This window comes from Streptomyces sp. NPDC002206 (assembly GCF_053593595.1).
Genome location: NZ_JBSFCW010000081.1, coordinates 1 through 2498, shown reverse-complemented (window position 1 = coordinate 2498; position 2498 = coordinate 1). Strand labels below are relative to the sequence as shown.

The following is a 2498-nucleotide window of genomic DNA, read 5'->3' as shown; positions in this document are numbered from 1 at the left end:
ATGTCGTGACTGCGTGCCTTTTGAAGAATGAGCCTGCGAGTTTGCGGTGTGTTGCGAGGTTAACCCGTGTGGGGAAGCCGTAGCGAAAGCGAGTCCGAATAGGGCGTTTTAGTAGCACGCTCAAGACCCGAAGCGGAGTGATCTAGCCATGGGCAGGTTGAAGCGGAGGTAAGACTTCGTGGAGGACCGAACCCACCAGGGTTGAAAACCTGGGGGATGACCTGTGGTTAGGGGTGAAAGGCCAATCAAACTCCGTGATAGCTGGTTCTCCCCGAAATGCATTTAGGTGCAGCGTCGTGTGTTTCTTGCCGGAGGTAGAGCACTGGATAGGCGATGGGCCCTACCGGGTTACTGACCTTAGCCAAACTCCGAATGCCGGTAAGTGAGAGCACGGCAGTGAGACTGTGGGGGATAAGCTCCATGGTCGAGAGGGAAACAGCCCAGAGCATCGACTAAGGCCCCTAAGCGTACGCTAAGTGGGAAAGGATGTGGAGTCGCAGAGACAACCAGGAGGTTGGCTTAGAAGCAGCCACCCTTGAAAGAGTGCGTAATAGCTCACTGGTCAAGTGATTCCGCGCCGACAATGTAGCGGGGCTCAAGCGTACCGCCGAAGTCGTGTCATTCCAGCGTATAGGGCCAACGCCTGCTGGGATGGGTAGGGGAGCGTCGTGTGCCGGGTGAAGCAGCCGCGGAAGCGAGTTGTGGACGGTTCACGAGTGAGAATGCAGGCATGAGTAGCGATACACACGTGAGAAACGTGTGCGCCGATTGACTAAGGGTTCCTGGGTCAAGCTGATCTGCCCAGGGTAAGTCGGGACCTAAGGCGAGGCCGACAGGCGTAGTCGATGGACAACCGGTTGATATTCCGGTACCCGCTTTGAAACGCCCAGTACTGAATCAGGCGATGCTAAGTCCGTGAAGCCGGCCCGATCTCTTCGGAGTTGAGGGTAGTGGTGGAGCCGACGAACCAGACTTGTATTAGGTAAGCGATGGGGTGACGCAGGAAGGTAGTCCAGCCCGGGCGGTGGTAGTCCCGGGGTAAGGGTGTAGGGCGTGTGATAGGCAAATCCGTCACACATGAGCCTGAGACCTGATGCCGAGCCGATTGTGGTGAAGTGGATGATCCTATGCTGTCGAGAAAAGCCTCTAGCGAGTTTCATGGCGGCCCGTACCCTAAACCGACTCAGGTGGTCAGGTAGAGAATACCGAGGCGTTCGGGTGAACTATGGTTAAGGAACTCGGCAAAATGCCCCCGTAACTTCGGGAGAAGGGGGGCCATCACTGGTGATTGGATTTACTCCATGAGCTGGGGGTGGCCGCAGAGACCAGCGAGAAGCGACTGTTTACTAAAAACACAGGTCCGTGCGAAGCCGTAAGGCGATGTATACGGACTGACGCCTGCCCGGTGCTGGAACGTTAAGGGGACCGGTTAGCTGACTTTCGGGTCGGCGAAGCTGAGAACTTAAGCGCCAGTAAACGGCGGTGGTAACTATAACCATCCTAAGGTAGCGAAATTCCTTGTCGGGTAAGTTCCGACCTGCACGAATGGCGTAACGACTTCTCGACTGTCTCAACCATAGGCCCGGTGAAATTGCACTACGAGTAAAGATGCTCGTTTCGCGCAGCAGGACGGAAAGACCCCGGGACCTTTACTACAGTTTGATATTGGTGTTCGGTTCGGCTTGTGTAGGATAGGTGGGAGACTTTGAAGCGGCCACGCCAGTGGTTGTGGAGTCGCCGTTGAAATACCACTCTGGTCGTGCTGGATGTCTAACCTGGGTCCGTGATCCGGATCAGGGACAGTGTCTGATGGGTAGTTTAACTGGGGCGGTTGCCTCCTAAAGAGTAACGGAGGCGCCCAAAGGTTCCCTCAGCCTGGTTGGCAATCAGGTGTTGAGTGTAAGTGCACAAGGGAGCTTGACTGTGAGACCGACGGGTCGAGCAGGGACGAAAGTCGGGACTAGTGATCCGGCAGTGGCTTGTGGAAGCGCTGTCGCTCAACGGATAAAAGGTACCCCGGGGATAACAGGCTGATCTTCCCCAAGAGTCCATATCGACGGGATGGTTTGGCACCTCGATGTCGGCTCGTCGCATCCTGGGGCTGGAGTCGGTCCCAAGGGTTGGGCTGTTCGCCCATTAAAGCGGTACGCGAGCTGGGTTTAGAACGTCGTGAGACAGTTCGGTCCCTATCCGCTGCGCGCGTAGGAATATTGAGAAGGGCTGTCCCTAGTACGAGAGGACCGGGACGGACGAACCTCTGGTGTGCCAGTTGTCCTGCCAAGGGCATGGCTGGTTGGCTACGTTCGGAAAGGATAACCGCTGAAAGCATCTAAGCGGGAAGCCTGCTTCGAGATGAGTATTCCCACCCCCTTTGAGGGGTTAAGGCTCCCAGTAGACGACTGGGTTGATAGGCCAGATGTGGAAGCCCGGCAACGGGTGGAGCTGACTGGTACTAATAGGCCGAGGGCTTGTCCTCAGTTGCTCGCGTCCACTGTGTT

At 56.4% G+C, this 2498-nt stretch carries 1 rRNA gene (running past one end of the window); it reads left to right on the top strand.

Annotation, left to right across the window (positions count from 1 at the left end):
* Positions 1-2476: ribosomal RNA gene (locus ACWCP8_RS41015) — 23S ribosomal RNA — on the top strand; it begins 729 nt to the left of the window's first position.
* Positions 2477-2498: the final 22 nt, after the last annotated feature.